This window comes from Microbacterium sp. nov. GSS16 (assembly GCF_028198145.1).
Classification (GTDB): domain Bacteria; phylum Actinomycetota; class Actinomycetes; order Actinomycetales; family Microbacteriaceae; genus Microbacterium.
This window is the reverse complement of sequence record NZ_CP116338.1, coordinates 1,861,033-1,887,146: the sequence shown is the minus strand read 5'-3', so window position 1 is coordinate 1,887,146 and position 26,114 is coordinate 1,861,033. Positions and strand designations below refer to the sequence as shown.

24 protein-coding genes and 2 rRNA genes are annotated in these 26,114 nt (G+C 68.4%); 6 read left to right on the top strand and 20 right to left on the bottom strand.

Translation table 11 applies throughout. The annotated features are described in order from the left end of the window. Nucleotides 1–118 precede the first annotated feature (118 nt). The 5 genes from PGB26_RS08980 to PGB26_RS08960 all read left to right on the top strand — a co-directional run bounded on the left by PGB26_RS08980 (nt 119) and on the right by PGB26_RS08960 (nt 3,848). The gene (locus PGB26_RS08980) at nt 119–703 is read left to right on the top strand and encodes a GNAT family N-acetyltransferase (RefSeq protein WP_271637293.1); all 585 of its coding nucleotides are present in this window, start codon (nt 119–121) and stop codon (nt 701–703) included. Nucleotides 704–734: 31 nt separating this feature from the next. Further along, complete coding sequence (locus PGB26_RS08975) at nt 735–1,187, top strand: hypothetical protein (protein ID WP_271637292.1); 453 nt, start codon at nt 735–737, stop codon at nt 1,185–1,187. 20 nt (nt 1,188–1,207) lie between these two features. Next, nucleotides 1,208–1,876, top strand: coding sequence for a lysoplasmalogenase family protein (locus tag PGB26_RS08970; protein WP_271637291.1), 669 nt, complete (start codon nt 1,208–1,210; stop codon nt 1,874–1,876). Continuing rightward, nucleotides 1,873–2,253 (top strand): RNA-binding S4 domain-containing protein, encoded by a 381-nt coding sequence (locus PGB26_RS08965; protein ID WP_271637290.1) that lies wholly within the window; start codon nt 1,873–1,875, stop codon nt 2,251–2,253. Before PGB26_RS08970 ends, PGB26_RS08965 begins: the two co-directional genes overlap by 4 nt. Nucleotides 2,254–2,321: 68 nt before the next feature. Next, nucleotides 2,322–3,848 (top strand): HNH endonuclease signature motif containing protein, encoded by a 1,527-nt coding sequence (locus tag PGB26_RS08960; RefSeq protein WP_271637289.1) that lies wholly within the window; start codon nt 2,322–2,324, stop codon nt 3,846–3,848. 72 nt (nt 3,849–3,920) lie between these two features. Here PGB26_RS08960 and PGB26_RS08955 read toward each other — a convergent pair whose 3' ends face one another. The 18 genes from PGB26_RS08955 to PGB26_RS08870 all read right to left on the bottom strand — a co-directional run bounded on the left by PGB26_RS08955 (nt 3,921) and on the right by PGB26_RS08870 (nt 21,454). After that, on the bottom strand, nt 3,921–4,847 hold the full coding sequence (locus PGB26_RS08955) for an NUDIX hydrolase (protein WP_271637288.1): 927 nt from the start codon (nt 4,845–4,847) through the stop codon (nt 3,921–3,923). A 53-nt stretch (nt 4,848–4,900) separates the two neighbouring features. After that, on the bottom strand, nt 4,901–5,971 hold the full coding sequence (locus PGB26_RS08950; protein ID WP_271637287.1) for a Glu/Leu/Phe/Val dehydrogenase family protein: 1,071 nt from the start codon (nt 5,969–5,971) through the stop codon (nt 4,901–4,903). Between the two features lie 103 nt (nt 5,972–6,074). Beyond that, nucleotides 6,075–7,595, bottom strand: a complete 1,521-nt coding sequence (gene der, locus PGB26_RS08945; protein ID WP_271637286.1) for a ribosome biogenesis GTPase Der — start codon at nt 7,593–7,595, stop codon at nt 6,075–6,077. A gap of 2 nt (nt 7,596–7,597) precedes the next feature. Further along, a complete protein-coding gene (gene cmk / locus PGB26_RS08940) occupies nt 7,598–8,284 on the bottom strand; it encodes a (d)CMP kinase (RefSeq protein WP_271637285.1) in 687 nt (228 codons plus the stop codon). Next, nucleotides 8,277–9,401 (bottom strand): prephenate dehydrogenase, encoded by a 1,125-nt coding sequence (locus PGB26_RS08935; RefSeq protein WP_271637284.1) that lies wholly within the window; start codon nt 9,399–9,401, stop codon nt 8,277–8,279. The genes cmk and PGB26_RS08935 overlap by 8 nt, the downstream gene beginning before the upstream one ends. Then, entirely contained in the window at nt 9,398–10,216 is an 819-nt protein-coding gene (locus PGB26_RS08930) for a pseudouridine synthase (RefSeq protein ID WP_271637283.1), read from the bottom strand. The genes PGB26_RS08935 and PGB26_RS08930 overlap by 4 nt, the downstream gene beginning before the upstream one ends. Further along, the gene (scpB, locus tag PGB26_RS08925; RefSeq protein ID WP_442922980.1) at nt 10,213–10,956 is read right to left on the bottom strand and encodes an SMC-Scp complex subunit ScpB; all 744 of its coding nucleotides are present in this window, start codon (nt 10,954–10,956) and stop codon (nt 10,213–10,215) included. Before scpB ends, PGB26_RS08930 begins: the two co-directional genes overlap by 4 nt. Further along, nucleotides 10,946–11,812, bottom strand: a complete 867-nt coding sequence (locus tag PGB26_RS08920) for a segregation and condensation protein A (protein ID WP_442922979.1) — start codon at nt 11,810–11,812, stop codon at nt 10,946–10,948. Before PGB26_RS08920 ends, scpB begins: the two co-directional genes overlap by 11 nt. Then, a complete protein-coding gene (locus tag PGB26_RS08915) occupies nt 11,796–12,686 on the bottom strand; it encodes a ParA family protein (protein WP_271637282.1) in 891 nt (296 codons plus the stop codon). Before PGB26_RS08915 ends, PGB26_RS08920 begins: the two co-directional genes overlap by 17 nt. Nucleotides 12,687–12,778: 92 nt before the next feature. Then, nucleotides 12,779–13,681 (bottom strand): site-specific tyrosine recombinase XerD, encoded by a 903-nt coding sequence (xerD, locus tag PGB26_RS08910; RefSeq protein WP_271637281.1) that lies wholly within the window; start codon nt 13,679–13,681, stop codon nt 12,779–12,781. Between the two features lies 1 nt (nt 13,682). Further along, on the bottom strand, nt 13,683–14,258 hold the full coding sequence (locus PGB26_RS08905; protein ID WP_271637280.1) for an NUDIX domain-containing protein: 576 nt from the start codon (nt 14,256–14,258) through the stop codon (nt 13,683–13,685). A 5-nt stretch (nt 14,259–14,263) separates the two neighbouring features. Beyond that, a complete protein-coding gene (locus PGB26_RS08900) occupies nt 14,264–15,961 on the bottom strand; it encodes a CTP synthase (protein ID WP_271639627.1) in 1,698 nt (565 codons plus the stop codon). Nucleotides 15,962–15,970: 9 nt separating this feature from the next. Further along, nucleotides 15,971–17,668 carry a DNA repair protein RecN gene (recN, locus tag PGB26_RS08895; protein ID WP_271637279.1) on the bottom strand — a complete coding sequence of 566 codons (1,698 nt, stop codon included), beginning with the start codon at nt 17,666–17,668 and terminating at the stop codon, nt 15,971–15,973. Further along, a complete protein-coding gene (locus PGB26_RS08890) occupies nt 17,665–18,570 on the bottom strand; it encodes an NAD kinase (protein WP_271637278.1) in 906 nt (301 codons plus the stop codon). The genes recN and PGB26_RS08890 overlap by 4 nt, the downstream gene beginning before the upstream one ends. Further along, complete coding sequence (locus PGB26_RS08885; protein ID WP_271637277.1) at nt 18,567–19,364, bottom strand: TlyA family RNA methyltransferase; 798 nt, start codon at nt 19,362–19,364, stop codon at nt 18,567–18,569. Before PGB26_RS08885 ends, PGB26_RS08890 begins: the two co-directional genes overlap by 4 nt. Next, on the bottom strand, nt 19,361–19,531 hold the full coding sequence (locus PGB26_RS08880) for a hypothetical protein (RefSeq protein WP_271637276.1): 171 nt from the start codon (nt 19,529–19,531) through the stop codon (nt 19,361–19,363). Before PGB26_RS08880 ends, PGB26_RS08885 begins: the two co-directional genes overlap by 4 nt. 43 nt (nt 19,532–19,574) lie before the next feature. Further along, nucleotides 19,575–20,624, bottom strand: a complete 1,050-nt coding sequence (locus PGB26_RS08875; RefSeq protein WP_271637275.1) for an HAD-IIA family hydrolase — start codon at nt 20,622–20,624, stop codon at nt 19,575–19,577. Continuing rightward, nucleotides 20,624–21,454: a hypothetical protein gene (locus PGB26_RS08870; protein ID WP_271637274.1), complete on the bottom strand. Its 831-nt coding sequence runs from the start codon at nt 21,452–21,454 to the stop codon at nt 20,624–20,626. The genes PGB26_RS08875 and PGB26_RS08870 overlap by 1 nt, the downstream gene beginning before the upstream one ends. Between PGB26_RS08870 and PGB26_RS08865 the strand changes: the two genes are divergently transcribed. Beyond that, a complete protein-coding gene (locus PGB26_RS08865) occupies nt 21,407–22,648 on the top strand; it encodes a hypothetical protein (RefSeq protein WP_271637273.1) in 1,242 nt (413 codons plus the stop codon). The genes PGB26_RS08870 and PGB26_RS08865 overlap by 48 nt on opposite strands. 74 nt (nt 22,649–22,722) lie before the next feature. Here the strand turns inward: PGB26_RS08865 and rrf are convergent. Together rrf and PGB26_RS08855 are read right to left on the bottom strand one after the other, a co-directional pair. After that, nucleotides 22,723–22,839 (bottom strand): 5S ribosomal RNA (rrf, locus tag PGB26_RS08860). Between the two features lie 109 nt (nt 22,840–22,948). Then, a 23S ribosomal RNA gene (locus PGB26_RS08855) occupies nt 22,949–26,055 on the bottom strand. Nucleotides 26,056–26,114: the final 59 nt, after the last annotated feature.

The following is a 26,114-nucleotide window of genomic DNA, read 5'->3' as shown; positions in this document are numbered from 1 at the left end:
GCAACTCCACTATCGTAGCCGAACGATTCGGCCACCGCGAACCGGCACCGCCGGGCGTGGCGCACCACCCGTCGACGCGGCGGTTGCCGATGTCCGCGCCCCCGCGTAGCGTGCCGACATGGCGACGATCACCATCGAACCGGCGACGAGCCCCCGCTGGGACGACGTTCAGCATGCACTCTCGGGCGGCGGCGACGGGCGCAGCTGCCAATGCATCTGGCCCGTCGTGCGCAACAAGGTCTGGCAGACGACGACGCTCGACGAGCGACGCGACATGCTCCAGGCCGAGATCGCGGCCGGCCCTCCCCCTGGCCTCATCGCCTACGTCGACGATGAGGCTGCCGGATGGATCCGCGTCGGACCACGCACCGTGCAGCAGCGCATCCTGCACACCCGAGCCATCGCCGCCGCGACCGCCGAACCGCTCGACGACGACTCCGTCTGGGCGGTGACCTGCTTCGTGGTGCGCAGGGAGCACCGCGGGCAGGGGCTGAACGGCCGGCTGCTGGCATCCGCTCTCGACTACGCGCGCGAGTCCGGCGCACGCCTGCTCGAGGCGTACCCGGTCGACACCTCCACCGGCTCCCACCGGTCGAACGACCTCTACCACGGCACCGTCTCCACCTTCCTCGCGGCTGGATTCGAGCTCGGTCCGACGCTGACCGCAGGACGAGTACTCGTGACGCGCGGTCTGGCCGACTGATCGCCGGCCGCTTCGGCGCTACGGTAACCGCATGAGCACCCAGCACGCGGCCATCGAAGACCCGCAACTCGGCACCCTCTCCCGCGCCGAGACGACGCTCGACGATGGCGACGTCGTCACGCACGACTGGTATTCGGGCGCGCTGACGATCGACGGTCGCGAACTCGAGCTGATGATCGACGGGGCCGATGTCGACCAGGTGGGCAGCCTCATCCCTCGCGTCCACGCGGTCGTGGCCGACCTCGACGGCATCCGCCGCCGGGCATCCGATGCGATCATCACTCACTTCAGCGACGGCGAGCCCTCGCCAGACGAGCTGGAGACGGGATCCGCCGATCTCGTGCTCGACACCCTCGAGATCACCGATGACGCGACCGTGCTGCACTTCACCGACTCCTGCGGGCGGCACTTCCCCGACGGGTACTGGCCGGCCGTGCATCTCGGGCTCGACGGCAACATCGGCGAGGTCACGGTCGAGGGCTGACCGCTGAATACGATGGGTGGATGCCCCGCAGCATCCGTCCGCTCGACATCGCCGTCTGGACGCCGTACGTCGTTCTGGCGGTCATCCACGTCATCGCACTGTCGGCCCAGAGCCCGCTCGCGGCGCCGACGAAGCTGACCCTCATGCCGCTGCTCGCGCTGCCCGTGGCCGCCGCAGCCCCGCGGCTGCGTCCGCGCGTCACCGTCGCGCTTCTGCTGACCGCGCTGCTGCTCTCGTGGCTCGGCGATGGGGCCGGCGCGTTCTTCCCCGGCGGCCCCGAGCTGCCGCTCATGCTGCTCTTCTTCGGCCTCGCGCACGTCGTCTACATCGTCGTCTTCCTGCGATTCGCCTCGATCCGCCGACTGCCGCGGTGGACGCTGCTCTACGCCGCCTGGTGGATCGGGATGCTGGCCGTCGTCGGTCCGCACGTCGGCAACCTGTTCTTCGCCGTGGCGGCGTACGGCCTGGTGCTCGCCGGCACGGCCGCGACCTCCGCCCGCGGCAACGCGGTCATCGCCACAGGTGGCGCGTTCTTCCTCGCCAGCGATTCGATCCTCGCCTTCCGCCTCTTCCTCCCCGACGCGATGCCGGCCTGGACCAGCCCCGCCGTGATGCTCACCTACACCCTCGGGCAGGGGCTGATCATCGCCGGTGTGATCCGCGCCCTGCGCTCGGAGAAGGACGGATGATGGATGCCATGAAGCCCGTGCGCGTCGACAGCTGGCTGTGGGCGATCCGCATCTACAAGACCCGCGCCGCCGCCACCACCGCGTGCCGTGCCGGGCACGTGCGGATCGGCGGCGAGCGCACCAAGGCCGCGCAGACCGTCAAGCCCGGCGACGAGGTGAGAGTGCGGATGTCGGGATTCGACCGCATCCTCATCGTCAAGCAGACCCTGTCGAAGCGCGTCGGCGCCCCGGTCGCGGTGACGGCGTACGAAGACCGCACTCCCCCGCGTGAGCCGTCGGCCATGCTCGCCGTGCGCGATCGCGGAGCGGGCCGGCCGACCAAGCGCGAGCGCCGTGAGATCGACCGGCTGCGCGGTCGCGATCCGCAAGACGGCTGACTCGCCGAGTTATCCACAGACGGACCGGACACCGCCTGAATGTCGTACGTATGTTCTACTCTGAACACATGGCGGACGAGATGCAGGCTCTCATCGAACGGCGCATCGCGCTGCTCGACGAGTGGGCGGCGAAGCAGCGTGAGATCGCGGCGCTGCAGGCCGAGGCGTCGGACCTGCTCGCTCGTCGGTGGGAGCTGTGGCAGGACGAGGTGTCGGCCGCACCGCAGCACCGGGATGCCATCGAGCGGTCGATGATGGCCGAATACGCCGCAGCGGGCCGTGTCGCGCAGGGATCGATGACGTTCGCGTTCACCGACGCTCATCTGCTGGCGACGGAGTTCGAGACGGTGCGTGCATCGTTCGCCGCAGGGCGCATCACCCCTCACCACGTGCGCGAGATCCTGCGCGAAGCCCGGCCGGTGCGCGAGGCGATCGAGACGGGCGCGGTCGAGGCCGGCACCCTGCTGCTCTACGAGGCTGCGGCCCTCGAGACAGCCGAGAACGACACCGCGGCGCGCACCCGGGCACAGGCGCGTCGCATCGCCGCAGCGCTGGCCGGGTCGACGGTCGTCGAGCAGCATGAGCGCGCTGCGGCCGAGCGCACGGTCACGGTGCGCTCGATCGGCGACGGGCTCGTGCTGCTTCAGGCGGTGCTTCCGGAGCATCTGGGAGTCGCCATCGTCGACCGGCTCACCAAGATGGCCCGGCACATGCAGAAGCACCCTGAAGACCGCGGTCCAGACCTCGGCCCGTCGGAGCCGGAGGACGTCGGGCTCGACCCCGAGACCCTGCTGCCGCTGGACGACCGCACGCCGCATGCCGACGGCGATCTGATGGAGAGCGCGATCTTCGGATCGCACACCTTCACGGCCGACCCGTTCGAGCCGCCTCTCGACCCGAAGTTCCGCGATGACAGCCCCTGCATCACCCACGTCCCCGCCGACACGAGGACGATGGATCAGCTGCGCACCGACCTGTTCACCGACCTGCTGCTCGCGTCGATCCCCACCGAGGCACACGGAACGGGGCTGGAGAACATCCACGCCACCATCCAGGTGACGGTCGCCGCCACGACCCTCGTCGGAGAGGACGACCTCCCCGCCGAACTGGACGGACGCGGGCCGCTGGATCCGGCCGTCGCCCGCTCGCTCTCCGGTCTCCGCACGGGCTGGACGAGGCTGTTCCTCGACCCCGCCGGCATGGTCGTCGAGACCGACACCTACACGCCCACCGAGCAGATGCGCCGGTTCCTGCGGGCCCGGGATCAGCACTGCCGATTCCCCGGATGCCGTGCTCCGATCCACCGGTGCGAGATCGATCACAATGAGGACTGGGCGCTGGGCGGAAAGACCCACATCGACAACCTCGCGCACTTCTGCGCCAGACATCACCCGCTCAAGCACCCCGACATCCCCGATAGCCATCGGTGGTACGCCCGCCAGCTTCCCGACCGCTCGGTCGAATGGGTCAGCCCGAACGGGCGGCGCTATCGCGACAGGCCGAACCGTCGGGTGATGTTCGTGTCCTCGGTCGAGCCACCGGGTCCGCCGGACTGGCTCGACTCGGGCGATCCACCGGAGCAGCCTCCGTTCTGACCAGCTGCCGTAGGGTCAGCCGCGAGCATCCATCTGGCGCAGCAGCCGCCGTTCTGACCAGCTGCCGTCGGGTCAGGGGCGGGCATCCATCTGGCGCAGCAGCCAGCCGGCCGGCTCGACCCGCGCGCCGACATCGTCGAGCCGCGCGGCGAGTCCTCGGTCGCTGGTCACCGCGATCACCTCGGCCCCGTCGACGCCGAGGCGGCGGGCTTCTGCGACGATCGCATCGTCCCCGGCCCCCTCGGCGCGGACGATGGCGACGCGGGCGCCGTGCGTCTGGTGGCGGGCATCCGGGATGTCGCGGGCGGCTCCCTCCACGACCATCGACACCGGGGGGAACCAGCGATCGGCTTCGAGGCTCAGGTCATCGGCCTCCACCCCGGCGGCGACCCAGGCCGACAGCCGGGCGTGCAGCCGCGAGGCGGCACCCGCGCGGTCCTTCCACCAGCCGTCCGGCACCGAGCCGACGACGTTCGCCGCGTCGACCACGATCGCCGGGTGCACGGTCAGCAGCGAGCGCAGCAGCGGCCACGACGCGGCGAAACCCGGGTGCAGCGGCCGCTGATCGACCTCGTCGATCGCAACCCATTCCAGGGCGAGGCTCTCGGGATCGCTGATCACCGGATCGAACGGGGCGAGCACATCGGCGACGACCGTGGTGTACGACCAGATCCGCAGGTCGAGCACCCGCGCGAACCGGGCGTGCAACGCGCCGTCGGGGATGCCGGCCTCTTCCTGCGCTTCGCGCAGAGCACCGTCGAGCGCCGTCTCGTCCCGGTGCAGCGCCCCACCGGGGATCCCCCAGGTGCCGCCGAAGTGACTCCAACCGACTCGATGCTGCAGCAGCACGCCACGCGACGAGTCGACGGCGAGAACCCCGGCCGCGCCGTAGCGCCCCCAGTACTTCTCACCCGTCTCCGCGACGACCCACGCGTCTCCCGGGTCCTGCGGCCCGTGCGGGCGACGCGGCTCATCGGGGCCCGGGGGAACGATCGTCACTCCCCCAGCCTTTCATGCCGCGACGCCCACAGGCGCGACGGACGCCGAGAAGATCAGCGTGCGGCGACCGCGGCCCCTGCCCGCAGCCGTGACGCGGCGAGCTCCTCGGCGGCGAGCAGCGGCGTCACGCCCCGGGTCTCGGCGTCGTCGAGGATCCGGCGAACGGTGCCGCCGATCCCAGCCACGCGCTGCATGATCTCCTCGCTCGACCCGATGCGCTTCGCCTCGAGGTCGAGGTAGATGACGCCACCGGCGTTCACCACGAAGTCCGGCGCGTACAGCACACCGCGCTGCGCGAGACGGTCGGCACCCGATCGATCGGCGAGCGGGTTGTTCGCGGGACCGCACACGGCCTTCACCTCGAGGGCGTCGATGACCTCGTCGGTGAGCACTCCGCCGATGCCAGCCGGCACGAACACGTCGCCGGCGATCAGATGCTCGGTGCCGGGCTCGACCCAGGTGGCCCCGATCTCCTCGGCGAAAGCCCGGCGGGCGGGGTTGATGTCGGTCACCGTCAGCTGCGCTCCCTGCTCGGCGAGACGGGAGGCCAGTCGACCACCGACCTGTCCGAGACCCGAGATCGTGATGCGACGGCCCGCGGCCTCCGCCGAGCCGGTGACCCGCTCGAGCACGGCCTGCAGGGACGCGTACACGCCGAGGCTGGTGGGGCCGGCCGGCTCGCCCGAGCCGCCCACGGTCGACGGCAGTCCGACCACGTGCTGCGTGCGCTCGCTGACCGTGAGCATGTCGTCGGTGGTCGAGCCGACATCCTCCGCCGTGCGGTACAGGCCGCCCATCAACTCGACGGCGTCGCCGAGGTCGAGGAACGCGTCACGCCTGCGATCGGCGTCGAGATTCTCGCCGGGTGCAAGCCCGATCACCGACTTGCCGCCGCCGGCATCCAGCCCTGCGGCTGCGTTCTTCAGCGTCATCGCCGCCGAGAGCCGCAGCGCGTCGCCGAGAGCGTCGCTCCAGTGCGGGTAGGTCCACAGGCGCGCGCCGCCGAGGGCAGAGCCGAGCACCGACGAATGCAGCGCCACGGCGATGAACAGCCCGCTGCGCTGACCGGTGATCACCTCCACACGCTCGTGGGTGAAATCGGGCAGGGGCAGGGTGTGCGACATTGCATCCTCGAATCGTGCGGGCCTCGTGGGCGGTGCGTCGGATGCCGCGGTGTTGCGGCATCCGACGCCATTATCCCGCTCGGGATGCTGGGGAAGCCAACTGTCAGCGCTGGCGACGCTCCCGCACGCGCATGTTGATGACGATCGGCGTGCCCTCGAACTCGTACAGCTCGCGCAGACGCCGCTGCACGAAGCGGCGGTAGCCGGGGTCGAGGAACCCGGTCGTGAAGAGCACGAACGTCGGCGGGCGCGTCGACGCCTGGGTGCCGAACAGGATGCGCGGCTGCTTGCCTCCGCGCAGCGGGTGCGGGTGCGCGGCGACGAGCTCGGTGATGAACGCGTTGAACTTGCCGGTCGGGATGCGCCGGTCCCAGTTCTCGAGCGCCTGCTCGAGGGCGGGCACGAGCTTGTCGAGGTGCCGCCCGGTCTTCGCCGAGATGTTCACGCGCGGCGCCCAGGCCACGTGCGCGAGGTCCTGCTCGATCTCGCGCTCGAGGTAGCGGCGACGGTCGCTGTTCTCCATGTCGTCGTCCGACAGACGATCCCACTTGTTGAACGCGAGCACGAGCGCGCGCCCCGACTCGAGCACCATGTCGATGATGTTCAGGTCCTGCACGCTGATCGGCTGCGACACGTCGAGCACGACGACGGCGACCTCGGCCTTCTCGAGCGCGGCCGAGGTGCGCAGCGACGCGTAGAAGTCAGCCCCCTGCTGCAGGTGCACACGGCGGCGGATGCCCGCGGTGTCGACCAGACGCCACATCTTGCCGCCCAGCTCGACGATCTCGTCGACCGGGTCGCGGGTGGTGCCGGCCAGGTCGTTCACGACCACGCGCTCCTCGCCGGCTGCCTTGTTCAGCAGCGACGACTTGCCCACGTTCGGGCGGCCGATGATCGCGACGCGGCGCGGACCGCCGATCTCCGCCTTCGCGACGGCCGACACCTCGGGCAGCTTCGCGATGACGAGGTCGAGCAGGTCGGCCACGCCGCGGCCGTGGATGGCCGAGACGGGATGCGGCTCGCCGAGACCCAGGTTCCACAGCGGCGCCGCCTCCGGCTCCTGGCGCGCGTCGTCGATCTTGTTCGCGACGAGGAACACCGGCTTGCCGCTCTTGCGCAGCAGCTTCACGACGTGCTCGTCTGTCGAGGTGGCGCCCACCTTCGCGTCGACGACGAACAGCACCATGTCGGCGAGGTCGATCGCGACCTCGGCCTGCGCTGCGACCGAGCGGTCGATGCCCTTGGCATCCGGCTCCCAGCCACCGGTGTCGACGAGCGAGAATCGACGATCGCTCCACTCGGCCTTGTACGTCACGCGGTCACGCGTAACACCGGGGGTGTCTTCGACGACCGCTTCACGGCGGCCGAGGATGCGATTCACCAGCGCCGACTTGCCGACGTTCGGGCGGCCCACGATCGCCACCACGGGCAGGGCGGGCGAGTACTCGATGCCGTCCTCGCCGAGGGCGATGCCCTCCAGCAGCGCGGCGTCGTCTTCTTCCAGCTCGTAGTCGCTGAGCGATGCGCGCATCGCGGTGGCGCGCTGCTCGGCGAAGTCCTCGTCGAGCGAGGCCATCTTCTCGGCGAGATCGTCGGGGGCGCCGGTGTACTCTTCATCGGCCATGTTCAAGCTCCTCTGTCAGCGTCGCGCCGCTGGGCGATCACCGCGAGCACGGCGTCGATGGTCTGCGCGAAATCAAGTTCGGTGGAGTCGACCACGTCAACGCCCTCTGCGGCGTTGAGGAAGTCGACGACGGCGCTGTCGGATGCGTCGCGCTTGTGCAGCGCGTCCGCGACAGCGGCGGCGTTCTCGCCCGCGAGCTCGCCGGCGCGCCGGGCGGCGCGCACCTCCGGCGCGGCGGTGAGCAGAATCCGCACGGGCGCGTCCGGCGCCACGACGGTGGTGATGTCTCGTCCTTCGACGATCACGGCCGGGTAGTCGGACTCGGCGACGATGCGGCGGAACATCTCGTTCACCTGCACCCGGATCTCGGGCACCCGGGCGACCCCGCTGACCGCGCTCGACACCCGTGGCTCGCGGATGGCCGCGGTCACGTCGGCGTCACCGACGCGCACGATCCGGTCGTCGGGGTCGAGTCCCTGCGAGAAGGGGAAGTCGGATGCCGCCGCGCGGACCGCGTCGGCATCGGCCGTGTCGTCGCCACGGTCGAGCACGTGCCAGGCCAGCGCGCGGTATGCGGCACCGGTGTCGAGGTAGCCATAGCCCTCGCGACGCGCGATCTCCTTCGAGACGCTGGACTTGCCGGAGCCGGCCGGTCCGTCGATCGCGATGAACTTCGAAGCATCAGTCATTGGTGTTCCCCGCAATCCGCCAGCCGCGCTCTTCCAGTCCTTCGATCGCACCGCGCAGCGCTGCTGGCGCGACGCTGATCTCGGCGAGACCGAACTGGGCGCCGGGCGAGTGCTCCAGACGCAGATCCTCCACGTTCACACCCAGCTCGCCCAGTTCGCCGAACAGGCGACCCAGCTGACCGGGGGTGTCGTCGACCATGACGACCATCGTCTCGAACCGGCGGTTCTGGCCGTGCTTGCCCGGCAGGCGCTCCACGCCCTCGTTGCCCTGGCGAATGGCATCCGCCACCGTCCGGCGCGCACCGGGCGCCTGGGGTTCGCGCAGGGCCTCGGCGACATCGCTGAGGTCGACGGCCAGAGCATCGAGCAGCTCGACGACCGGCGCGGCGTTCGCACCGAGGATCTGTACCCACAGCTCGGGCGCCGACGCGGCGATGCGGGTGGTGTCGCGCACCCCCTGGCCGGCGAGACGCAGCGACCCCTCGTCGGCCTGCGCCAGACGACCGGCGAGCAGGCTCGCGACGACCTGCGGCACATGCGAGGTGAGCGCGACGGCGCGGTCGTGCTCGTCGGGGGTCATCTCGAGCGGCATCGCGCCGACGTCGAGCGCCAGCGCCTCGACCAGCGCGAGGTCTGCGGCCCGTGTCTGCTCGTCGCGGCAGACCACCCAGGGGCGCCCGATGAACAGGTCGGCGCGCGCCGAGATCGCTCCCCCGCGCTCGCGCCCGGCGAGCGGGTGCGAGCCGATGTAGCGGGTCAGATCGACGCCGCGGCGGCGCAGCTCGTCGAACGGCTCGAGCTTGACGCTCGCGACGTCGGTGACCACGGCATCCGGATACGCGGTCAGCTCGGCCTCGATGACGTCGGCGGTGACATCCGGCGGGACGGCGACGACGATCAGGCGTGGTGCGTCATCGTCACGCGCGGGCCGGCCGGCGCCATAGTCGATGGCGAGCCGAAGCTGCGACGGCGACGCGTCGGCGAGCACGACATCGACGCCCTTGGCGCTGAGGGCGTGCCCGATGCTCGAGCCGAGGAGTCCTGCCCCCACGACACGCACCGTGCCCGAGAGCCGTGCGGCGTTCTGGGCCGCACGCGCTCCGTGCGAATCGGTCACTCGTTCTCCTGAGGGCTGTCGTCGGCGGGGCGCTGCTCGGAGGCAGCGGGCGCCGGGGAATCCTGGCGCGACAGAGTCAGCAGTGCGCCTCGTTCGATTTTAGTCAGCTCGCGCGCCTTGCCGACCGGGAGGGTTCCCAGGTGCAGCGGCCCGAACTGGCGGCGCACCAGCTCGTCGACCGGATGCCCGACCGCCGCCATCATGCGACGGACGATCCGGTTGCGCCCAGAGTGCAGGGTGAGCTCGACCAGGCTCGACCCGCGGGAAGTGTCGAGGAGCCGGGCCTTATCGGCCTTGATCGGTCCGTCCTCCAGGTCGACGCCGCGTGTCAGCTGAGCGATCGTCTGCGCGGTGACGGAGCCGGACACCTTGGCGATGTACACCTTGGTGACGCCGAACGACGGATGCGCGAGCACGTGCGCGAGATCGCCGTCGTTGGTGAGGATGAGCAGGCCGCTGGTCTCGGCATCCAGCCGACCGACGTTGTACAGCCGCTCGGGCCAGTCCTTGGTGAAGCGGCGGAGGTCGGGACGACCGTTCTCGTCCTTCATGGTGCTGACCACGCCGGTGGGCTTGTTCAGCATCACGTAGCGCTTCGAGACGTCGAGCTGCACCGCGGTGCCGTCGACGTCGATGAGGTCGGTCTCGGGGTCGATGCGGGTGCCGAGCTCGGTGATCGTCCTGCCGTTGACGCGGATGCGCCCCTCGACGATGTACTGCTCGATGACGCGGCGCGACGCCACCCCGGCGTTCGCGAGCGCCTTCTGCAGCCGGATGCCCTCGGGCTGGTCCATGGGGGGCCGGTCTGTGCTCATCGGATGATTCCCTCTTCGAATCCGTCGGCGCCGTCGTCGAGCAGCGGCGAGATGGGCGGCAGATCGTCGATCGAGTTGATGCCGAGGTGCTGCAGCAGCTGGTCGGTGGTGCCGTAGTTGATCGCGCCGGTCTCGGAGTCGGCGAACAGCTCGGTGATGAGCCCGCGCGCGAGCAGGGTGCGCACGACCGAGTCGACGTTGACGGCGCGGATGGATGCCACCTGGCCGCGCGTCACGGGCTGCTTGTACGCGATGACGGCGAGGGTCTCGAGCGCGGCCTGGGAGAGCCGGGCCGGCGCCTGCCCGCCGATGAAGTCCGCGACGAGGTCGTCGTGGTCATCGCGCACGTACAGCCGCCAGCCACCCCCGACCTCGCGCAGCTCGAAGCCGCGGCGCGGCCCGGTGCCGCGCCCGTCATAGTCGTCCGCCAGCTGCCCGAGCACCTGCCGTACCGCCGGAACGGGCGCGTGCACGGCGGCGGCCAGGGCGACGACACCGATCGGCTCGTCGACGATCAGCAGAATCGCCTCGACGCGCTCGGCCAGCGGCGACACGGCTGTCGCGGCGGCGCCGGCGGCGTCGGCGGTGTCTGCGTCGGCGGTGTCCGCGTCGGAGATGTCCGCGTCGGCGATGTCCGCGTCGGCGATGTCCGCGTCGGCGATGGCAGCGGCGGCGTCTGCGTCGGCGGTGTCCGTGTCAGCAGGCCGCGCCGCTGTGCGGGCATCAATCTCATCGGTCATAGTCTGCTCCCAACGTGGCCAGCTGCTCGTCCGACCAGCTCTCGGCCGACCAGCGCAGGGTCAGCTCGCCGAGCGGCTCGAGCTGCTCGAACGACAGCGCGGCGTGGCGATACAGCTCGAGCACCGAGATGAAGCGCGCCACCACGATGCCCGGCTCGCTGATTCCCGCGACGAGCTCGCGGAAGGTCAGCGATTCGGTGCTGCGCAGCAGCGTCACGACGATCGCGGCCTGCTCGCGGATGCTCACCAGCGGCGCGTGCAGGTGATCGAGTCCGACGCTCGGCAGCTCCTTCGGCGTGAGCGCCATCAGCGCGAGCGCGGCGAAGTCGGCGGGCGTCAGCGTCCACACCAGCTCGGGCGTCCGACTTCGGTGCTTCTCGTCGAGCGGCACGGCGCGCACATGCCGGCGCTCCTCCCGCTGCAGGCACCGCGCGAACCACGCCGAGACCTCCTTGAACGCGCGGTACTGCAGCAGCCGCGCGAACAGCAGGTCGCGCGCCTCGAGCAGGGCGACGGATTCGGCATCCACCAGCTCGCCCTGCGGCAGGAGTCCCGCGATCTTCATGTCGAGCAGGGTGGCCGCCACGACGAGGAATTCCGACGCCTGGTCGAGCTCGGCGTCGCCGTCGAGCTCTTTCAGGTACGAGATGAACTCATCGGTGACCCGGCTCAGCGAGACCTCGGTGATGTCGAGCTCGTGCTTGGAGATGAGGGTGAGCAGCAGGTCGAACGGTCCGTCGAAATTCGACAGGGAGACCCGGAACGCGTCAGGCGGCTCGGCGCGGCGGCCGGGCTCGTCTGGCTGGGGCGCTGAGCCTGTCGAAGCGCGCTCGACCGACTCAGGCGACGGCGCCACGGGCGACCAGCTCCCGCGCCAGTCGCAGGTACGCCTGTGCTGCGGCGTGCTCGGGCGCGAACTCGGTGATGGGAACGCCCGACACAGACGCGTCGGGGAACTTCACGGTGCGACCGATCACGGTTTCGAGGACGTCGTCACCGAAGGCCTCCACGACGCGCTCCAGCACCTCGCGCGAATGCAGCGTGCGCGGGTCGTACATGGTGGCGAGCAGGCCGTCGAGCTCGATGGCGGGGTTGAGCCGGTCGCGCACCTTGTCGATGGTCTCGATCAGCAGCGCCACACCGCGCAGGGCGAAGAACTCGCATTCCAGAGGGATGAGCACGCCGTGCGCCGCCGTCAGCGCGTTCACCGTGAGCAGGCCGAGCGACGGCTGGCAGTCGATGAGGATGACGTCGTACTCGCCCGACACGTGCCGCAGCACCCGGGAGAGGATCGTCTCGCGGGCCACCTCGTTGACGAGGTGCACCTCGGCTGCCGAGAGGTCGATGTTCGCCGGCAGGACGTCGAGGTTGGGGACCGACGACTGCACGATCGCCTCGCGCGGGTCGCGCTTGGTGTCCAGCAGCAGGTCGTACACGGTGGGCACGTCGTGGGTCTGGATGCCCAGGCCCGCCGACAGCGCGCCCTGCGGGTCGAAGTCCACGGCGAGCACACGCCGGCCGTACTCGGCGAGAGATGCGGCGAGGTTGATGGAGGTCGTCGTCTTGCCGACTCCGCCCTTCTGGTTGCACAGCGCGATGATGCGCGCCGGGCCGTGCGAGGCGAGCGGCGCGGGCGTGGGGAACCCCTGATAGGGACGACCGGTCGGGCCGATGGGGGTGTCGTCACCCTTCGTCGCCTTCGACCTGCTCTTCGTCACCTTGTCCGCCATCCTTCTCCTTCGTGCTCGCTCGATTCTAGCCGCAGGCCGCCGCACGGCACCGGGCGGCACGCGGCGCGCGCTCCAGCCCGGATCCGCCGCGCTCAGCGCGCCCGGGGGTGGGACGTCGCATAGACGTCGCGCAGGGCATCCACCGACACGTGCGTGTAGATCTGAGTGGTCGCCACCGACGCGTGGCCGAGCAGCTCCTGCACGACGCGCACATCGGCGCCGCCCTGCAGCAAATGCGTCGCGAAACTGTGCCGCAGGGTGTGCGGAGACACGTCGGCGTCGATCTGGGCGCGCTCGGCGGCGGCGCGGATGACCAGCCACACGCTCTGCCGCGACAGCGGCGCCCCTCGCGCTCCGAGGAACAGCCGAGCGGTCGCGCGGCCCCTGGCCGCAAGTCCAGGACGCACGCGCGTCAAGTAGGCGTCGACGGCGTCCCGCGCAAACGACCCCACGGGCACGATGCGCTCCTTGTCGCCCTTGCCGCGCAGGCGCAGCACGTCACCGTAGGCCAGGTCGTCGACGTCGAGCGAGACGGCTTCCGAGACCCGGGCCCCCGTCGCGTACAGCAGTTCGAGCAGCGCGCGATCGCGCATCCCGATCGGCTCGTCCGCCGACGGGGCCGCGAGCAGTCGCTCGACCTGCTCGATGGTGAGTGCCTTGGGCAGGCGCTGCGGCGTCTTCGGCGGCCGCAGCCGACCGGTCGGGTCGGCGCTCTCGATCCCCTCCCTGACGAGGAAGCGGTGCCATCCGCGAACGGCCGACTGCAGCCGCGCAAGGCTCGTCGCCGCCGGTGGCGGGTCGGCGCTCGCACGATCGGCGATGAACGCCGTCACGGTGCGAGGGTCGATCGCGTCCGTCGTCACGATGCCCTGCTCCCCCAGCCACGCGACGTATCCGGCCAGGTCGCGCTGGTAGGCGGCGACGGTGTGCGCGGAGAGCCCGCGCTCGATCGTGACGTGACGCACGTACGCGTCCAGCGCCCGGTCGAGCCGCACCTCAGCGCTCGTCGCGTCGCTGCGCGCGCAGGCGCCGCTCGGCGGCGAGCACGCCGATGCTCAGGATGCCGTTGTGCAGCCGCCCGGCCATCACGCCGTCCGCCGCATCGGCCAGCGGCACCCACTCCACGCGGATGTCGGCCTCCTCGTCCTGGCGGTCATGGGCGTCGGCGTCCGACAGCCCGGTCGCCAGGTACACGTGGATCATCTCGTCGTTGCCGCCGGGGGTCGTCCACGCCGATACGAGGTGCTCCCAATGCTCGGCGACGATGTCCGCCTCCTCGGCGAGTTCGCGCCTGGCGGCGTGCGCCGGCTCCTCGCCGGCGACGTCGAGCAGGCCCGCGGGCAGTTCCCAGTCGCGGTGGCGGATCGGGTGCCGGTACTGCTGGATCAGCAACACCCGCTCCTGCTCGTCGAGTGCGACGACCGCCACGGCGCCGGTGTGCGCGACGTACTGCCGGCGGATCTCGCCGTCGCCGTAGCGCACCCGGTCGTCGCGCACGTCCCAGACGGCACCATGGAAGGCCAGGTCGCTGGAGATGACCTCGGGCTCGAACGGCTCGTCTTCCAGGGGCACGGGGATCAGGCGTCCTCGGTGAACAGCTCGCTGGCGCGGTGGCGCTCGATGGCCGCGCCGACCAGACCGCGGAACAGCGGGTGCGGTGCCGTCGGACGCGAGCTGAGCTCGGGGTGCGCCTGGGTGGCGATGTAGAACGGGTGCACGTCGCGGGGCAGCTCGACGTACTCGACAAGGTCGAGGTCGGGGTTCAGACCCGAGAACACCAGCCCGGCGTCGGCGAGACGCGGCCGGTAGGCGTTGTTCACTTCGTAGCGGTGACGGTGCCGCTCGGAGGCGGTCGGCGCGCCGTACAGGTCGCGGGCGAGCGAGCCCTCGGCGAGGGCCGCCTCATACAGGCCGAGGCGCATGGTGCCGCCCAGATCGCCCCCCTCGAGGATCTCGATCTGCTCGGCCATGGTCGCGATGACCGGCTCGGCGGTGTCGGGATCGAACTCGGTCGACGAGGCCCCCTCGATCCCGGCGACGTCTCGCGCGTACTCGATCACCATGCACTGCAGCCCGAGGCACAGGCCGAGGGTGGGGATGCCCTGCTCACGCGCGAACTTCAGCGCGCCGAGCTTGCCCTCGATGCCGCGGATGCCGAAGCCGCCGGGCACGCAGATGCCGTCGAGGTCGCCGAGCGCCTTGGCAGCCCCCTCCGGCGTCTCACAGGTGTCGGAGGCGATCCAGCGGATGTTGACCTTGGTCTCCTGCGCGAAGCCGCCGGCCTTGAGCGCCTCGGTGACCGACAGGTAGGCGTCGGGCAGGTCGATGTACTTGCCGACGAGGCCGATCGTGACCTCGTGCTTCGGGTTGTGCACGGCGTGCAGCACGGTGTTCCAGCGGGTCCAGTCGACCTCGCCCGCACGGTCGAGACCGAGCCTGCGGATGATGTAGGCGTCCAGGCCCTGGTCGTTCAGGGTCGACGGGATGTCGTAGATGCTCGGCAGGTCGACGGTGTTGACCACGCCCTCGACGTCGACGTCGCACATCAGGGCGATCTTGTTGCGGTTGCCGGCGCTGACCGGACGGTCGCTGCGCAGCACGAGCGCATCGGGCTGGATGCCGACCTGACGCAGGGCTGCGACGGAGTGCTGGGTGGGCTTGGTCTTCTGCTCTCCCGAGGCGCCCATGAACGGCACCAGCGAGACGTGCACGAAGAAGACGGCGTCGCGTCCGAGCTCGTGACGCAGCTGGCGAGCCGCCTCGAGGAAGGGCTGCGACTCGATGTCGCCGACCGTGCCGCCGACCTCGGTGATGATGATGTCGGGCTGCGGCTCCTCGGTGGCCTGCAGGCGCATACGGCGCTTGATCTCGTCGGTGATGTGCGGGATGACCTGCACGGTCGCGCCCAGGTAGTCGCCGCGGCGCTCGTTCGCGATCACCTCGGAGTAGACCTGCCCGGTGGTGACGTTCGCCGCGCGGGACAGGTTGATGCCGAGGAAGCGCTCGTAGTGTCCGATGTCGAGGTCGGTCTCGGCGCCGTCGTCGGTGACGAAGACCTCGCCGTGCTCGAACGGGTTCATGGTGCCCGGGTCGACATTGAGGTACGGGTCGAGCTTCTGCATCACGACGCGCAGTCCGCGCGCGGTGAGCAGGTTGCCCAGGCTGGCCGCGGTGAGCCCCTTGCCCAACGAGGAAACGACACCGCCCGTCACGAAGATGTGCTTCGTGGTGAAGGAGCTGGTGTCGTTGTCTGGCGCCGCAACAGAAGAGTTCATCACGGGCTTTTATCCTATCAGTTGATCGCCGGCGCCGAGGCTCAGCAGTTCGCGGGCATGGGTGAGAGCGGCGTCGGAATCGGCGAGTCCGGAGAGCAGCCGGGCCATCTCGGCCTCGCGTTCGGCGCCCTCGAGCCTGGTGACGCTCGACGCGGTCACGGCGCCGTCGTTCGACTTGACCACCGAGAGGTGGTTGTTCGCGAAGGCCGCCACCTGCGCAAGGTGCGTGACGGCGATGACCTGGGAGTTCCGGGCGAGCTGCGCGAGCCTGCGGCCGACCTCGATGGCCGCCGCACCGCCGATCCCGGCGTCCACCTCGTCGAAGACGAAGGTCGGCACCGGATCGGTCTCGGCGATGACGACCTCGATCGCGAGCATCACCCGCGAGAGCTCACCGCCCGAGGCGCCCTTCGACACCGACCGCGGCTCCGCGCCGGGGTGCGGTGCGAGCAGGATGGCGACGTCGTCGCGCCCGTGCGCGGACTCGGCGCCGGGTGAGACGCGCACCTCGAGGGTGGCATCCGGCATCGCGAGGGCGTGCAGCTCATCGGTCACGGCGGCGGAGAGCCGCACCGCCGCTGCCGTGCGCACCTCGGTGAGGGCTGCGGCCGCAGCGTCGAGGGCGTCGCGGGCGCTGTCGGCCTCGGCTGTCAGACGCTCGATGCGGTCGCCGTCGTCGTCGAGCTCGGCAAGACGCAGCGATCCGGTCTGCCAGATCTGCAGGGCGTCGTCGAGCGAGCCGTGCTGACGGATCAGTCCGCCGAGGGCCGCGCGGCGCTCCTCGACGGCGGCGAGCTCGTGCGGCCCCGACTCGTCGAGGTCGGCGAGATACCCCGAGAGCTGCTGCGCGAGATCGGCCGCGCGATAGCCGAGGTCGGCGAGCGTCTCGGAGATCTCGGTGAGCTTCGGATCGGCGCTGCGCTCGAGTGAGCGGCGGGCCTCGGCGAGCAGGGCCGCGACGTCGGGGTCGCCCTCCTCACTCGACAGCGCCGAGCGGGCGACGGATGCCGACAGGCGCAGCTCCTCGGCGTTCGCGAGACGCTCTGCGCGCTCGTTCAGCTCGACGTCTTCGCCCGGCTGCGGGTCGAGCTGCTCGATCTCGGCGAGCTGGTCGCGCAGCAGCGCGGCCTCGGCGGCGCGCCGGTCGCGGTTCTCGGTGAGCTCGGTGATCTCGGCATCCAGCTCACGCCACCGGGTGAAGCACTCGCGATACCCCGCCAGGGCGGCGGCGATCCGCTCGCCGCCGAAGCGGTCGAGCGCGTCCCGCTGGGCGGCGGCCGAGCGCAGACGCAGCTGATCGGACTGCCCGTGCACCACCACGAGCTCCTCGGCGAGCGACGACAGCACACCGGCCGGCGCCGGGCGTCCGCCGACGCTGGCGCGGCTGCGTCCCTCGGCGCTGAGCGTGCGCGACACGTAGAGCTCTGCCACGTCGCCGGCGGGTTCCAGGTCTCCCCCGGCGTCGGTGACGATGTCGGCGACGGGTCCTGTCGGGGGAACCATCCAGACGCCCGCGACGGATGCCTGCGCCGCACCGGCACGGATCGCCGAGGAATCGGCTCGTGCCCCCAGCAGCAGACCGAGCCCGGTGACGACCATGGTCTTGCCCGCGCCGGTCTCGCCGGTCACCGCGGTGAAGCCCGCGCCGAGCGGCAGCACGGCGTCGTCGATCACGCCGAGACCGCGGATGCGCATCTCATCGATCATGACGCGCCTCGCCATCCTGCGACCGGGAGCTGGAACTTGCGCACCAGGCGGTCGGTGAAGGCGGTCGGATGCAGGCGGGCGAGCCGCACCGGGCGCGACGAGCGGCGAACGACCACCCTCGCCCCCGGGGGCAGCTCGTGCGAGCGGCGACCGTCGCACCAGAGGATGCCGCTGCCGTCGGTGCGCTCGAGCATCTCGATGGCGACCGATGCCTCGGGGCCCACCACCAGAGGCTTGGCGAAGAGCGCGTGCGCCGAGAGCGGCACCACCGCGATGGCCTCGACCGTCGGCCAGATGACCGGTCCGCCGGCGGAGAAGTTGTATGCCGTCGACCCCGTCGGCGTCGAGACGACCATGCCGTCGCAGCCAAAGCTCGACAGCGGACGACCGTCGATCTCGATGACGACCTCGATCATGCGCTCACGGCTGGCCTTCTCGACTGTCGCCTCGTTGAGCGCCCACGTCTCGTACACGACGGTGCCGTGGGCATCCTTCACACGCACCGAGAGCGCGAGGCGCTCTTCGACGTCGTAGTCGCGCTCGATCACGCGGGCCACAGCGTCGTCCATGTCGTCGCGATCGATCTCGGCGAGGAATCCGACGTGGCCCATGTTGATGCCCAGAACCGGCGCGCCTGACCCGCGGACGAGCTCGGCCGCACGCAGGATGGTGCCGTCGCCGCCGAGGACGATGGCCAGCTCGAGGTCGTCGGCCGAGACATCCGCCCCCAGCAGCGCGACGTCGGCGAAGCGCTGGTCGAGTGCGACGAACTCGTGGTGCTCGTCGGCCGGCAGCACGGGGGTCGCGCCGGCGCCTCGCAGCGCCTCGACGACGCGCAGCGCCGCGACGACCGTGTCCTCCCGTTTGGCGTGGGCGACGACCAGGATGGGGCGCGCGTTCATCGTCCTCCTGCCACGTGTGCGATCTGCTCCGACCATTCTGACGGATCCGTTCCGCGACCGGGCGCGAGGTGCGCGAGATACTCGGCGTTGCCGTGGGTGCCGAGGATCGGCGAGGGCAGGATGCCGAGCATCCCGAGCCCCGCGTCGTGGGCGCTCCACAGGGTGCGCTCGACGGCATCGAGTCTGGCGTCGACGCTGGTCACGAGCCCGCCCTTCACAGCGGTGCGGCCCACCTCGAACTGCGGTTTGACGAGCAGAACGACGTCGGCCGCGGGCGCAATCGTCTCGGCGATCGCCGGCAGCACGAGATCCAGAGAGATGAACGATAGATCGCCGACGGCGAGATCCGGTCGCTGCGGCTCGCCGGTGGCGTCTGCGAGCGATCGGGCGGTCATGTGGCGGACGTTGAATCCCTCGACGCTCGTGACACCCGGGTCGGCGGCGATCTGCGGCGCGAGCTGACCGTGGCCGACGTCGACGGCGAGCACGCGGCGTGCACCGCGCTCGCGCAGCACCTGCGTGAACCCCCCGGTCGAGGCACCCATGTCGAGCGCCAGGCGCCCCTCGACGCGGATCTGGAATCCGTCGAGCGCGGCGATCAGCTTGTGTGCGGCCCGGCTGACGTAGTGGTCGCCGCCGTCGACCTGCAGGTCGGCCTCATCGGCGACAGAGGTGGAGGCCTTGATGATCGTGCGGCCGTCGACGCTCACCAGTCCGTCGGCGATGAGCGATGCCGCATGGGTGCGCGAACGCGCGAGGCCCCGGGCGGCGAGGGCGGCGTCGAGGCGGGTCATCGGGTGCTGTGCGCCGAGTCGCCGGTGCGCGGGGTGCTCTCGAGACGCTTCATCAGCTCGTCGTGCATCGCGCCGTAGGCCTCGGCCCGGTCGGCGAGCGGCTGACTTTCGATCAGGCGCAGTCTGCTCCAGAGCGCATCGGTCGGCTCGTCTCGCGTGTGCTCCATCCGTCAACTGTAGCCCGGGCCACCGGTGCGGCAGCCGCGACTCTCAGGGCCTGTGGAAAGGATCGGCGTACAGCTTCTCGGGCACCCGGAAGGCGTAGATCGCCAGGCCCGTGGCCCAGATCGCAGCGGCTCCAGCGCGCAACAGGTCGATCTGCGCCGAGCCCTCCGACAGGATCTGCACATCGCCGTTCACGATGCGCACCGATGCGCCGTTCACAGTGAAGACACCGTCTTTTGCGGTCGTCTCGGGGTACGGCTCGTGCAGGTCGCGCAGATCGGCGAGGATGTAGTCGGGCTGAGAACCCTGCGGGGCGGCGAGCACGTGCTTGGGCCGGTCGATGCCGGTGAGCACCAGCGCCGAGTCAATGCCCGCCCGCACCGCCCCCATGATGTCGGTGTCTAGGCGATCGCCGAGGAAGAGCGGACGCTGGGCGTCGAAGCGCGCGATGGCCTCTTCGAAGATGGGCGTCTCGGGCTTGCCCGCCACTGTCGACAGCCGGCCGATCGCGGTGTGCACCGCAGACACAAGCGTGCCGTTGCCGGGCGCCACGCCCCGCTCGCGCGGGATGGTCCAGTCGGTGTTGGTGGATATCCACGGGATTCCGCCCTCATCTTCCGGCACCTTGAGAGCGAACGCGGCTTCGGCCAGGTCGGTCCACGCGACGTCCGGGCTGAAGCCCTGCACGACGGCGGCGGGCGCATCCTCCGCGCTGCGAGTGACGGTGTACCCGGCCTTCTCGGCCTCGACGACGAGCCCTTCTCCTCCGACGATCAGGATCGTGGCCGGGGCCGGGACCATCGTCGCGAGCAGTCGCATCGCGGCCTGCGGGCTGGTGACCACGTCGTCGGCCGCGACGGTCAATCCGAGACCGGTGAGATGCTCGGCGACCGACGCGTCGGTACGCGCCGCGTTGTTGGTGATGTACCCGAGACGAGCGGTCTGCGCAGCCCTGTTCAGGCTGTCGATCGCATGCGGCAGCGCGTTCGGCCCGGCGTAGACGACCCCGTCGAGATCGGCGAGGATCGCGTCGCGGCCGGCGAGCGGGGTGGCGGCCGGCTTGGCGGCCGTCTTGGCGCGGCGGAACAGGGCCATCAGCGATCGGACTCCGCGACGTCGGACGCGGAGGAGGCCTCGTCGGGGGATGTGTCATCCCCACCGGGGGCGTCCGAAGCGTCAAGGACGGCGGCGTTCGGAACGGCTGCGTTCGGAGCATCCGCATCCGAAGTATCCGCATCCGCCAGGAGCTGCGGCTCGGCGACATCTGCATCCGCATCCGCATCCGCATCCGCCTCCGACGCAGGCTGCGGCTCGGCGGCGTCGGCGGAGTCATCGGCGGTATGCGCACCGTCGTTGTCGTCGAAGGCCTCGATCATGCCGTCTTCGACGATGATCTCGTCGAACTCGCCGTCGTGCCCGAGGGCGGAGGCGGCCACTTCAGCGCGCTGCGTCCAGAAGGTCGCCTCTTCGGTGCGACCGAGGTCTTCGAGCACGGCTGCCCGGGCCGAGAAGAGAGCGGGACTCCACTCGAAAGCGCGGTCGGGGTCGAGCTCGGGTATCTCGAGTTCTCCGAGCGCGAGTTCGGTCTCTCCGCGATCGAGGCGGGCGCCTGACATCGCGATGGCCAGAGCCACGCGCACGGCGGGAGCAAGGGCGGCACGATCGACCGCCCGTCCCTCCTCGAGTGCGCGATCCGGCCGGCCGACACCGCGCTCGCTGTCGACGATGAGGGCGATCTGATCGTCGTTTCCGGAGATGCGACGGTATGTGCGCAGCTCCCGCAGCGCGAGGGCGAAGTCACCGATGCCGTAGGCGGTGATCGCGAGGGTCTCGCGCACGACGGCGACGCGCCCGGCACGGCGCGATGCGGCCAGGGCGTGCTCGTGCGCACGGGCGGGGTCGTCGTCGATCAGCTGCGCGACCATTGCAAGGTGTCGTGCGACCTGCTCGGCGTTCTCTTTGCTGAGGGTCTTCAGCTCGTTGCGCGCAGCAGGATGCAGGTCGCGCGCGGTGATCTCGTCGGGCAGCGGAGGCTCGGGAACGCGCTCGCGAACCGGGGCGTACTCGTTGACAGGTCGGTCGACGCCACCACGGGGACGGTCGCGGTAGGACGCGCGCTCGCCCTGATCGCGGTCCTGCCGCGGGCGGTCACCGTAGGGGCGACGCTCACCCTGGTTCCGGTCACCGTACGGGCGACGCTCACCCGACTGGTTCCGGTCGCCGTACGGACGACGCTCACCCTGGTTCCGGTCACCATAGGGACGACGCTCACCCGACTGGTTCCGGTCACCGTACGGACGACGCTCACCCTGGTTCCGGTCACCATACTGGCGACGCTCACCGGACTGATTGCGGTCACCATACGGGCGACGCTCACCGGACTGGTTCCGGTCACCATACGGGCGACGCTCACCCTGGTTCCGGTCACCATACTGGCGACGCTCACCCGACTGGTTCCGGTCGCCGTACGGACGACGCTCACCCTGGTTCCGGTCACCATACGAACGACGCTCACCCGACTGGTTCCGGTCACCGTACGGACGACGCTCACCCTGGTTCCGGTCACCATACGGACGACGCTCACCCTGGTTCCGGTCACCATAGGGACGACGCTCACCCGACTGGTTCCGGTCGCCGTACGGACGGCGCTCACCCGACTGGTTCCGGTCACCGTACGAACGACGTTCGCCGGACTGGTTCCGGTCACCGTAGGGACGACGCTCCCCGGACTGGTTGCCATCGCCGTAGGGACGACGCTCACCCTGGTTGCGATCGCCGTAGGGACGACGCTCACCCTGGTCACGGTCACCATACGGACGACGCTCCCCGGACTGGCTACGGTCGCCATACGGGCGACGCTCCCCGGACTGGTTACGGTCACCATACGGGCGACGCTCACCCGACCGGTTGCGGTCACCATAGGGACGGCGCTCACCCTGGTCACGGTCACGATACGGGGGACGCTCACTCGACTGGCTGCGGTCGCCGTACGGACGGCGCTCACCATCGCGGCGCGGTCCTCGAGACGAGGAGTCGCTGTAGCGAGGCTTGCGGTCGGAGCCGGAACGTCTGTTCTGCGCGTCTTCGCCCTCGTTACGGCGATCCCGCTGCTCATCTGACATTCTGACTCCCTGTTCTGCTGCAAAACGCAAAATGGCCACCCAGCTCTGGGTGGCCATTTTACTTAAGAGAAGTCCGGCGGTGTCCTACTCTCCCACAGGGTCCCCCCTGCAGTACCATCGGCGCTGTGAGGCTTAGCTTCCGGGTTCGGAATGTGACCGGGCGTTTCCCTCACGCTATGGCCGCCGTAACACTATTGACATGTTCATCGGCAACATCACTCGCGTGGAGTGTGTTGTTTGGTTCCGACCGTACGTCGAGAACCACAAAGTGGACGCGTTCATCTCGCAGAAAGAGGTGTTATCAAGTCATCGGCTTATTAGTACCAGTCAGCTGCACACGTTGCCGTGCTTCCACATCTGGCCTATCAACCCAGTCGTCTGGCTGGGAGCCTCTCACCCCGAGGGGTATGGAAGTCTCATCTTGAGGCCGGCTTCCCGCTTAGATGCTTTCAGCGGTTATCCATCCCGAACGTAGCTAACCAGCGGTGCTCCTGGCGGAACAACTGGCACACCAGAGGTTCGTCCAACCCGGTCCTCTCGTACTAGGGTCAGATCCTCTCAAACTTCCTACGCGCGCAGCGGATAGGGACCGAACTGTCTCACGACGTTCTAAACCCAGCTCGCGTACCGCTTTAATGGGCGAACAGCCCAACCCTTGGGACCTACTCCAGCCCCAGGATGCGACGAGCCGACATCGAGGTGCCAAACCATGCCGTCGATATGGACTCTTGGGCAAGATCAGCCTGTTATCCCCGAGGTACCTTTTATCCGTTGAGCGACAGCGCTTCCACAAGCCACTGCCGGATCACTAGTCCCGACTTTCGTCCCTGCTCGACCTGTCAGTCTCACAGTCAAGCTCCCTTGTGCACTTACACTCGCCACCTGATTGCCAACCAGGTTGAGGGAACCTTTGGGCGCCTCCGTTACTTTTTGGGAGGCAACCGCCCCAGTTAAACTACCCACCAGGCACTGTCCCTGAACCGGATCACGGTTCGAAGTTAGATATCCAATATGACCAGAGTGGTATTTCAACAATGACTCCACCGTAACTGGCGTCACGGCTTCACAGTCTCCCACCTATCCTACACAAGCCACACCGAACACCAATACCAAGCTGTAGTAAAGGTCACGGGGTCTTTCCGTCCTGCTGCGCGTAACGAGCATCTTTACTCGTAGTGCAATTTCGCCGAGTTCGCGGTTGAGACAGTTGGGAAGTCGTTACGCCATTCGTGCAGGTCGGAACTTACCCGACAAGGAATTTCGCTACCTTAGGATGGTTATAGTTACCACCGCCGTTTACTGGGGCTTAAATTCTCAGCTTCGCCTTGCGGCTAACCGGTCCTCTTAACCTTCCAGCACCGGGCAGGCGTCAGTCCGTATACATCGACTTGCGTCTTCGCACGGACCTGTGTTTTTAGTAAACAGTCGCTACCCACTAGTCTCTGCGGCCACCACGCCCTTTTCGGAGTGAATCCGTATAAGCGGGTGGCCCCCCTTCTCCCGAAGTTACGGGGGCATTTTGCCGAGTTCCTTAACCACGATTCTCTCGATCTCCTTGGTATTCTCTACCTGACCACCTGAGTCGGTTTGGGGTACGGGCGGCTTGAACCTCGCGTCGATGCTTTTCTCGGCAGCATAGGATCACCCACTTTTTATCCGCATCGTGTCTCAGCCTGTATGAGTCACGGATTTGCCTATGACTCGGCCTACGCACTTGCACCAGGACAACCATCGCCTGGCTTGGGCTACCTTCCTGCGTCACACCTGTTAATACGCTAGCCGCACCAGCATAGGGTCGTGTGCTCCACCGGACGGTGAACCCCGAAGGGTTCGATGTCCGGCTTTGGACACTTAGCATTACTGGATTGACTGGGGCGGTTCTTCGCCGGTACGGGAATATCAACCCGTTGTCCATCGACTACGCCTGTCGGCCTCGCCTTAGGTCCCGACTTACCCAGGGAAGATTAGCTTGACCCTGGAACCCTTGGTCTTCCGGAGGACGTGTTTCTCACACGTCTTTCGCTACTCATGCCTGCATTCTCACTCGTGTGGCGTCCACGGCTGGTTTCCACCGCCGCTTCACTCGCCACACGACGCTCTCCTACCCATCAACACGGCTGGACCACGAAGGCCTACCAAAAATGTCAATGCCACAACTTCGGTGGCGTGCTTGAGCCCCGTTACATTGTCGGCGCGGAATCACTTGACCAGTGAGCTATTACGCACTCTTTCAAGGGTGGCTGCTTCTAAGCCAACCTCCTGGTTGTCTAAGCAACTCCACATCCTTTTCCACTTAGCACGCGCTTTGGGACCTTAGATGGTGGTCTGGGTTGTTTCCCTCTCGACTATGAAGCTTATCCCCCACAGTCTCACTGCTGCGCTCTCACTTACCGGCATTCGGAGTTTGGCTGACGTCAGTAACCTGGTGAGGCCCATCGGCCATCCAGTAGCTCTACCTCCGGCAAGAAACACGCAACGCTGCACCTAAATGCATTTCGGAGAGAACCAGCTATCACGAAGTTTGATTGGCCTTTCACCCCTATCCACAGCTCATCCCCTCAGTTTTCAACCTAAGTGGGTTCGGTCCTCCACACGCTCTTACACGTGCTTCAACCTGGCCATGGATAGATCACTTCGCTTCGGGTCTAGAACATGCGACTAAAAACGCCCTATTCAGACTCGCTTTCGCTACGGCTACCCCACACGGGTTAACCTCGCCACATATCACTAACTCGCAGGCTCATTCTTCAAAAGGCACGCTGTCACCCCTGCTAAGGAGGCTCCAACGGTTTGTAAGCAAACGGTTTCAGGTACTATTTCACTCCCCTCCCGGGGTACTTTTCACCTTTCCCTCACGGTACTTGTCCGCTATCGGTCATCTGGGAGTATTTAGGCTTATCAGGTGGTCCTGACAGATTCACACGGGATTTCTCGGGCCCCGTGCTACTTGGGATACTCTTCACGCTGCGCACAACATTTCGACTACGGGGCTGGCACCCACTATGGCCCGCCTTTCAAGACGGTTCGTCTATATCGTCACATCACGTCGAACACTCGGCAGAATGTTCAAAAGAGTCCCGCAACCCCGGGCATGCAACGCCTGCCGGCTATCACACACACCCGGTTTAGCCTCATCCGCTTTCGCTCGCCACTACTCACGGAATCACTGTTGTTTTCTCTTCCTGTGGGTACTGAGATGTTTCACTTCCCCACGTTCCCTCTACCCGCCCTATATATTCAGGCGGGAGTCACCAGGTCGCACAAACGCCTGGCGGGGTTTCCCCATTCGGACACCCTCGGATCAAAACTCGCTTATCAGTTCCCCGAGGCTTATCGCAGATTGCTACGTCCTTCTTCGGCTCCAGATGCCAAGGCATCCACCGTTTGCTCTTAAAGACTTGAAATCACATGAGATAGGTCAGACCCAGGAAAAGGCCTGACCCGGTTTTCTTTAAGATGCTCG

What these genes read in the sequence shown, in the direction of transcription:
- PGB26_RS08980 (WP_271637293.1), top strand. Translation starts at nt 119, where the DNA reads ATGGCGACGATCACCATCGAACCGGCGACGAGCCCCCGCTGGGACGAC.
- PGB26_RS08975 (WP_271637292.1), top strand. Translation starts at nt 735, where the DNA reads ATGAGCACCCAGCACGCGGCCATCGAAGACCCGCAACTCGGCACCCTC.
- PGB26_RS08970 (WP_271637291.1), top strand. Translation starts at nt 1,208, where the DNA reads ATGCCCCGCAGCATCCGTCCGCTCGACATCGCCGTCTGGACGCCGTAC.
- PGB26_RS08965 (WP_271637290.1), top strand. Translation starts at nt 1,873, where the DNA reads ATGATGGATGCCATGAAGCCCGTGCGCGTCGACAGCTGGCTGTGGGCG.
- PGB26_RS08960 (WP_271637289.1), top strand. Translation starts at nt 2,322, where the DNA reads ATGGCGGACGAGATGCAGGCTCTCATCGAACGGCGCATCGCGCTGCTC.
- PGB26_RS08950 (WP_271637287.1), bottom strand. Translation starts at nt 5,971, where the DNA reads ATGTCGCACACCCTGCCCCTGCCCGATTTCACCCACGAGCGTGTGGAG.
- der (WP_271637286.1), bottom strand. Translation starts at nt 7,595, where the DNA reads ATGGCCGATGAAGAGTACACCGGCGCCCCCGACGATCTCGCCGAGAAG.
- cmk (WP_271637285.1), bottom strand. Translation starts at nt 8,284, where the DNA reads ATGACTGATGCTTCGAAGTTCATCGCGATCGACGGACCGGCCGGCTCC.
- PGB26_RS08930 (WP_271637283.1), bottom strand. Translation starts at nt 10,216, where the DNA reads ATGAGCACAGACCGGCCCCCCATGGACCAGCCCGAGGGCATCCGGCTG.
- scpB (WP_442922980.1), bottom strand. Translation starts at nt 10,956, where the DNA reads ATGACCGATGAGATTGATGCCCGCACAGCGGCGCGGCCTGCTGACACG.
- PGB26_RS08915 (WP_271637282.1), bottom strand. Translation starts at nt 12,686, where the DNA reads ATGGCGGACAAGGTGACGAAGAGCAGGTCGAAGGCGACGAAGGGTGAC.
- PGB26_RS08900 (WP_271639627.1), bottom strand. Translation starts at nt 15,961, where the DNA reads ATGAACTCTTCTGTTGCGGCGCCAGACAACGACACCAGCTCCTTCACC.
- recN (WP_271637279.1), bottom strand. Translation starts at nt 17,668, where the DNA reads ATGATCGATGAGATGCGCATCCGCGGTCTCGGCGTGATCGACGACGCC.
- PGB26_RS08890 (WP_271637278.1), bottom strand. Translation starts at nt 18,570, where the DNA reads ATGAACGCGCGCCCCATCCTGGTCGTCGCCCACGCCAAACGGGAGGAC.
- PGB26_RS08885 (WP_271637277.1), bottom strand. Translation starts at nt 19,364, where the DNA reads ATGACCCGCCTCGACGCCGCCCTCGCCGCCCGGGGCCTCGCGCGTTCG.
- PGB26_RS08880 (WP_271637276.1), bottom strand. Translation starts at nt 19,531, where the DNA reads ATGGAGCACACGCGAGACGAGCCGACCGATGCGCTCTGGAGCAGACTG.
- PGB26_RS08875 (WP_271637275.1), bottom strand. Translation starts at nt 20,624, where the DNA reads ATGGCCCTGTTCCGCCGCGCCAAGACGGCCGCCAAGCCGGCCGCCACC.
- PGB26_RS08870 (WP_271637274.1), bottom strand. Translation starts at nt 21,454, where the DNA reads ATGGTCGCGCAGCTGATCGACGACGACCCCGCCCGTGCGCACGAGCAC.